Consider the following 6,414-nt stretch of genomic DNA (forward strand, 5'->3'; position numbering starts at 1 on the left):
GAATTTAGCTGTTTGATCGACCATGACGTCCCCCTAACTTTAAGTTCGCTATGTATCTTTACTCTGCGAAATAAATATAGACAGTCGTGTAAAGCGAGCCCTGAGTATTCGTTGTAGAGTAAAGGTGCTTGCTGCTTCGAAGGAAAAGCGGAGATCATTAAAATGATGCTGGCACATTAGTCGTAAGCAGCAAACACATACCTGAACACTATTGAGTATAAGTGATCAGGGTCGAATGACTATACTTGGCACACAGCGGACTTTGGCTGTTCCAGCATTAACTCAACAAGTCTTTGCACTAACCGCTTGTAATAGCTGTCGCGCCAAAGGCGCGACCTACCGCTTGGAACAACCTGAACTCTCCCCAAGCCATGACATCGATGAGATTTCCATTAAAATAACGGACACCATTCGTGGTATGCGCAAAGAAGCGGAGTAAGTGACACCCAAATGAACATCACATATACCCAAGGCACTGTTGCCGATATTATTGAAATCGATGCTGCGGTACCTGAGTTTGATAATAAAAACTCCAAGGAGAAAATTGAGCAGCGGTTGGCAGGCAAGGAGACGCTGATTTTGGTGGCGTTAGAGGGCGCAAAAAAGGTGGGTTATAAGCTGGGGTATGCGCTTTCAGATACTGAGTTTTATAGCTGGCTGGGCGCGGTTCATCCGAGTTATCGCGGTCATGGTATTGCCAAGCAGCTGCTTAAGCAGCAAGAGGCGTGGGTAAAGAGTAAAGGGTTTAAATCGATTCGGGTGAAATCGATGAAAAAATTCCCAGCAATGCTGCAGTTATTAATTTCCCAGGGCTATGTTATTTGTGGTTATGATGACAAAGGGAGCCCGGAAGCAAGTAAGATACATTTTATAAAAGGGTGATATTGCTGGTATGTAAATTGCATATTTCTAAGTAGGAGAACACTGCTTAGGAGGAGCAATGCTATCGGTACAAACCAATAAGTATCAACTTGGGGTATCGCGTAATTTGGCGGAGAACCAGCGAGCGCTCGATACATCATATCAACGGTTAAGCTCAGGAAGTCGCATCAACAGTGCCGCTGACGATAGTGCCGGCTTACAAATTAGTAATCGCTTAAGCGTTGCTATCGAGGCAGGGCGCCAGGTCAATCGGAACCTAAATGACGGGATGAGCTATGCACAAATTGCAGAGGGCGGATTAAGTCAAATATCTGACGCTTTGCAACAGATGCGTGCCCTAGCGATACAAGCAAAAAATGGCGTTAATTCAGAAAGTGACATAAAAGCACTGAATAAAGAGTTCCAACAACTCAAACAACACATCGAAGCGACAGCGTATGGTACGAAGGCCTTTAATCGGCTGCCGTTAGTCGGTGACGATGAATTAAAAGTGGGTGATGTTGACAGTATCGATGCAGTTCTACAAAACGGTGTTTCAACCCGTTTGCCATCAGGATTACGGTCCATCGCTTATATACCCGCCGGTTCAAAGCAACTTGACTTTCGTCTTGACTCGTACAGTGCAGACGATGATGTACAGGTATTCACGCGCTCGGGCAAACACTTAGTCGGCACCCCACTCACCGATGGCGTCTGGACTGCAGGTGTCAACGGCATAAACAATGCGACCGACCTTAAAAATTACTTCTTTTATGAAGAGAATGGCTACACAGCAGATGCAAGTTATGACGGTTCTGAGCTCAATAGTGAGGGCAGCAGCAGTTACAACGGCATGACCTTTGAGTTTAGCGGCGATAAACACGCATCCGACGACTACATTGAAACCCTAACTATCGATACGGTGAACGAGCCCCTGATTATTTCTGTGGTCGGGAGTGGCGCATTTGAGGTCGTGGGTACTTGGAATAAGATAGGCAGTGGTGAAGGCTCAGGGCCGAATGGCACTGAAAAAGGTCCCGTGAATATTACCGCCAGTATCAACCCAACATCTGAACAAGACTTCATTACCATGGAGAAAACGCCCGCAACGCTCAGTGCACTTGGCCTAGAAGAGTCCAGTTTGGATCCAATAGAATTGGCAGAGCAAGCGTTCGCAGAAATCGATAAAGCATTGAATAATGTGTTGGATAAACGAAGTTACTATGGTGCAAAGCTCAACGCGATGCAAAGTGCGCAACGTAGTGTAAACACAGCGGTAACAGAGTCGATGGGCGCGCGCTCACGAATAAAGGATACAGACTTTGCTAAAGAAAGTGCCGAGCTAGCCAGTCGCCAAATAGTTCAGGAAGCAAGCACCAGTATTTTAGCTCAAGCCAACGCGGTGCCCGAGCAAGTAATGACCTTATTAAACGAGAGCCTGGGTTAACATACAGGGAACGCGCCAGCATCAACATCCAATATCCTACACAACAACCCGCTATTGGCTTAACGACGAATGCCGTGGTTTGGATTTTAATAAAAAGGCTTCGAGATTCGGTATTGTCTCACGTCGAAGCCTTGAGCCCCTCTGGCTTTCATGTGGTTAGCGACTTCGTTAAAGAGGGGCTCTTTTTTACTTCTCAAGGATAAGCACCCAGGCGGCATTGATATCCTGTTCCTCTCTGCGACGCAGCCACGACTTTGCCAGATCAACAAACAAGTGCCCTAATGCGAGTCCACCCACCGCGATACTCTGACGCACATCCACCTACTGGTTAAAATATAACACACTTTAAAAGTAACCCTATTTGGTTACTTTTGCACATGTAACTGTATAGGGTTACTAAAAGAAGTTACACAGAGTCGATGAATATCCTCACGACTCGGCATGTAATCGCCGTAAAAGCGCCAGCATCTGTTGTTTTCCAGTTCCGCGTTTTGAGCTCCGGTTCCACCAAGCAGAGGCAGGGTGTGGCACCGCAAACGACGTTTGCTTTAGTTTTTTGCCAATATTTAGGTAGGCTTTTCGTGAGACGAAAATAATATGCTCGGGCTGAATCGTATCGATAACCGCCTGTATCGTTGCCAGCGATCGAAGCTCATCTTCAGGAGTACCACGAATACTCAGGCGTGATCGTGCTGGCCGCTGATAGGCATTCATAAAGGCAACATAGCGAAGCGTATTATCCTCTTTTGGGTAGCCCACCTCGAGTAACGCATTCTCAATGTTTCTATAAATGGTATATGACTTAGACTTCCAGCTTTTACCGGGTTTAGTTAAGCATTTTCTCGTGTTTGTGTGGCTGTAATCGTGAGCGGATAACTGCGATGCATGAGTTTGATACCACTGTTCAGCATCAAGATGAACCGTACTGCTTTTTCGCAGGTAGTGGCTTTCACCCAAGATTAAGATGCGAGGCCCATACTCGCCATAGTGAGAACCCACAAACGGTAACATTTGAGGGTGTTGTTGGTAGTGCGGAATACTCAACAGTTTGCTATCAAACTGCGTAGTGAATTGATCTTCGATTTTAGTTGCTGACTCGAGTTCGTTTGGCACTGTTTATCTCGCTTATAGAACGCCCCACCCATGCTATCACGACATTGGCAACCGAGTGGGCTTTAGGGGGCGTGGGTGGGTAAGGTTTGATTAGGTAGGTTTTTGTAGATCCGTTCTAATCAAACGTGCAAGCTTGAAAGAAACTTTATCTTACGCGGTCACCGCTGCCACTCCCTGTGACAGTCATCAGAATGTATTTAAAGTAAGAAGCAATATCAAACGATGCTAGCATCTTTTGATCAGTTTCAGCCAAAAGCCGAGGCGTAGACATATCAATCTCATTAACCTGTGCCAGCCCAGTAATACCAGGGCGCGCTTCGAGCACACCACGAGCAAGGCGTTCTTCGATAAGCTCCTCTTGATTAAATAAACATGGGCGGGGTCCTACCAAACTCATCTCGCCCTTTAGAACATTCCACAACTGCGGCAGCTCATCGAGTTTGGTTCGACGTAAGAAGTGACCAAACTTGGTAATTGAGGATGCACTCGCAAGATGACTCGCAACAGACGCAGTATCTTTTCGCATCGTGCGGAATTTAACTAAAGTGAACGGACGACTGTTTCGGCCAACACGTTCCTGCATAAACAAAGGCGAGCCGGTATCAAACAGTCCAACAATATATAGCACAACAAGTATGGGGAAACCGACCGTAAGACCGAGAAATGAGAAAACAAAATCAAACAACCGAGTCACAAATTATCTCCGGTAAAAAAATTAAATTGAACGAAATAAATGGCGAAGATTAAAACTTTTGGGATATATATTTACTTAAAACAGCGCTTTAGGCCTTCTTCAAGCGAAATAGTTGGTTGCCAACCAAGTAACTGTCTCGCTTTTGAAATGTCGACTTGAAGAGAGCCTAGTAAACGCCGAGCCATATCGCGCTTACCAAGCATCGTAGCTCCAAGTGTAAGTAACCTCTCGGGTACAGGGATAAGTCGAGATGGTTTATCCATCGCATTCGCAACTTTATGTAGTAAGTGAGTCGTTGAAATATCCTCACCGTCGGCAATCAAAAACGTCTCGTTAGCAGCTAGAGGATGGTCGATACAAGTAGTGATAAAATCAACTAGGTTATCAATCGCAATATAGGAACGCCTGTTATTAACAGCGCCTAGAGGCAAAGGAATCCCCTTTTCAACCCACCGAGTTAGCGTTGCAAAGTTACCGGGAGCATTCGGACCGTATACGAGAGGCGGTCTAATAATAACGATTTCCATACCTGTCGACTCTTGGATTTCCCAAAGTCCTTGCTCTGCGCGCCACTTCGACTCTGCATAGGTCTCAGAAGGTTTTGGAATGTCTAACTCAGTAAAAGGCTTGGAACTGATGTTTCCATTCACACCTATCGAGCTTACAAAGATAAATCTCTTTACACCGCACTCAGCTGCCTGCTGTGCAAGTCTGAGTGTTGCTCGAGTGTTAATGTGTTCAAAGTCACTCGAAATGCGTATTTTTTTATTATGAGCAACAGCCGCGGTATGAACGACTACGTCCTGCCTCTTAAGAACTTCAGATATATCTGAGAAAGATGCAAAATCAACAATCCAACAGTTTAAATGTTTAAATTCGCTGGACTTTGAGCGGACTGCTACACTAACTTCAACATTAGATGATAGCTCGATGTTTTTAAAAAGAGCACCGCCGACGAACCCAGACGCGCCAGTTAATAAAATTCTGTTATCCACCAGTAGACCTCATGATGCTCGGTGAAACTTAGTACTCGGGTTATATAGATAAAATAAAAATCTGAATTGAAATAGCAGCCGCAAAACTCATAAAATTGAATAGACCAGAGGGAGTTGAGTTACCCATATGCAAAAGTCTTACTTTTCGACCAAAAAAGTGAGTTCCAAATTAAGTTATCGGCAGCTAACCTAGACACAGGGATACCAGATTTCGTCTTGTAATAAATACCGAATAAACTTGATAACACTATTATAAAAAAATACTGTCGCCCTTTGAAGCAATGGCACACAGCATAAAGGCCGATAATGACCTAGAGTTCGCTGCTCAAGGACGCATCGCAGAAGAATGTCTTGATATGACGTCAATCTCGACACTTGCCCCATACATTTTCTCCGCCAGTTATGACGAGTAACACCGGAAAGTTTAAGACCGACAGTGTTCCAAAGTTGGCAACTACTGTAATCCCCCAGTTTAAGCAGCAGTTATTCGTAGAATTAGTGAACCGCTTGCGTTAAATATTTGGGCGGAATGCCGCCAATGGCCGTATTCGACCTTTCGTTGTTATAAATCCAAAGCCACTCAGTAGCACGTTTTTGTGCCTGCTCAACGCTCTCAAACATATGTAAATCGAGCCATTCGTGAAGAACTGTTCGGCTAAAACGTTCGATGTAAGCATTCTGGGTTGTCTTGCCGGGCTGGATATAAAGCAGTGTTATTTTCTGCTTTTCAACCCAACTTGTTAATTCGGCCGAGATATACTCAAGCCCATTGTCACAACGAAGTGCTGCGGGTTTGCCGCGCCATTCGATAACCTGACCTAATGCTCGAATGACACGCGCACTAGGCAACGATAAATCCGCTTCAATAGTTAAACCTTCGCGATTGTAGTCGTCGAGCACATTAAATGTTCGTAATCAACGACCATCAGGTAAGCTGTCTGACATAAAATCCATCGACCAGACCTGATTTTTGACTGTTGGCAGGCTCAATGGACCTGGTTTATCCCGTTTAACGCGTCATTTCGGTTTTATCCGAAAGTTAAGCTCAAACTCCAGATAAAAAATGCGTTATACCCGTTTATGATTCGACGGGAAACGCTTCACGTTGCGTAGGTGATAAAAGCATAAGCCAAATCCCTAGCTCTACTGAGCCTCTGTCAAGCGCAGCAGTCAGCGATAACAGCGTTCTCATCGCTGAACTTCCAGTGATTATCTAGCGTCAATTACCTTGGCCGGTCTAGCGGCAATTATCTTGGCCGGTTGATACCGATTTCTATGTACCGTTGCTGATTGCCATTTTGCGA

At 45.1% G+C, this 6,414-nt stretch carries 7 protein-coding genes and 1 pseudogene; 3 read left to right on the forward strand and 5 right to left on the reverse strand.

Features of this window, described 5'->3' with window-relative positions; translation table 11 throughout:
• The first annotated feature begins 235 nt into the window (after nucleotides 1-235).
• Genes DFP83_RS13115 through DFP83_RS13125 form a run of 3 tightly spaced genes read left to right on the forward strand, consistent with a single transcriptional unit; the run spans nucleotide 236 to nucleotide 2,308 of the window.
• The gene (locus DFP83_RS13115; protein WP_110576480.1) at nucleotides 236-439 is read left to right on the forward strand and encodes a hypothetical protein; all 204 of its coding nucleotides are present in this window, start codon (nucleotides 236-238) and stop codon (nucleotides 437-439) included.
• 11 nt (nucleotides 440-450) lie between these two features.
• Nucleotides 451-882 (forward strand): GNAT family N-acetyltransferase, encoded by a 432-nt coding sequence (locus tag DFP83_RS13120; protein WP_110576482.1) that lies wholly within the window; start codon nucleotides 451-453, stop codon nucleotides 880-882.
• A gap of 58 nt (nucleotides 883-940) precedes the next feature.
• The gene (locus tag DFP83_RS13125) at nucleotides 941-2,308 is read left to right on the forward strand and encodes a flagellin N-terminal helical domain-containing protein (RefSeq protein ID WP_110576484.1); all 1,368 of its coding nucleotides are present in this window, start codon (nucleotides 941-943) and stop codon (nucleotides 2,306-2,308) included.
• A 186-nt stretch (nucleotides 2,309-2,494) separates the two neighbouring features.
• On the opposite strand, the gene DFP83_RS13760 is transcribed toward DFP83_RS13125, so the two are convergent.
• The 5 genes and pseudogenes from DFP83_RS13760 to DFP83_RS13680 form a co-directional block, all read right to left on the reverse strand.
• Complete coding sequence (locus DFP83_RS13760) at nucleotides 2,495-2,623, reverse strand: hypothetical protein (RefSeq protein ID WP_275540971.1); 129 nt, start codon at nucleotides 2,621-2,623, stop codon at nucleotides 2,495-2,497.
• A gap of 114 nt (nucleotides 2,624-2,737) precedes the next feature.
• Complete coding sequence (locus tag DFP83_RS13130; protein WP_110576486.1) at nucleotides 2,738-3,421, reverse strand: hypothetical protein; 684 nt, start codon at nucleotides 3,419-3,421, stop codon at nucleotides 2,738-2,740.
• A 145-nt stretch (nucleotides 3,422-3,566) separates the two neighbouring features.
• Complete coding sequence (locus DFP83_RS13135; RefSeq protein ID WP_110576488.1) at nucleotides 3,567-4,115, reverse strand: sugar transferase; 549 nt, start codon at nucleotides 4,113-4,115, stop codon at nucleotides 3,567-3,569.
• A 71-nt stretch (nucleotides 4,116-4,186) separates the two neighbouring features.
• Nucleotides 4,187-5,110, reverse strand: a complete 924-nt coding sequence (locus DFP83_RS13140; RefSeq protein ID WP_110576490.1) for an NAD-dependent epimerase/dehydratase family protein — start codon at nucleotides 5,108-5,110, stop codon at nucleotides 4,187-4,189.
• 495 nt (nucleotides 5,111-5,605) lie between these two features.
• Nucleotides 5,606-6,247, reverse strand: a pseudogene (locus DFP83_RS13680) (integrase core domain-containing protein); the annotation flags it as partial.
• Nucleotides 6,248-6,414 lie beyond the last annotated feature (167 nt).

It is taken from the genome of Idiomarina fontislapidosi (assembly GCF_003226255.1).
Lineage (GTDB): Bacteria > Pseudomonadota > Gammaproteobacteria > Enterobacterales > Alteromonadaceae > Idiomarina > Idiomarina fontislapidosi.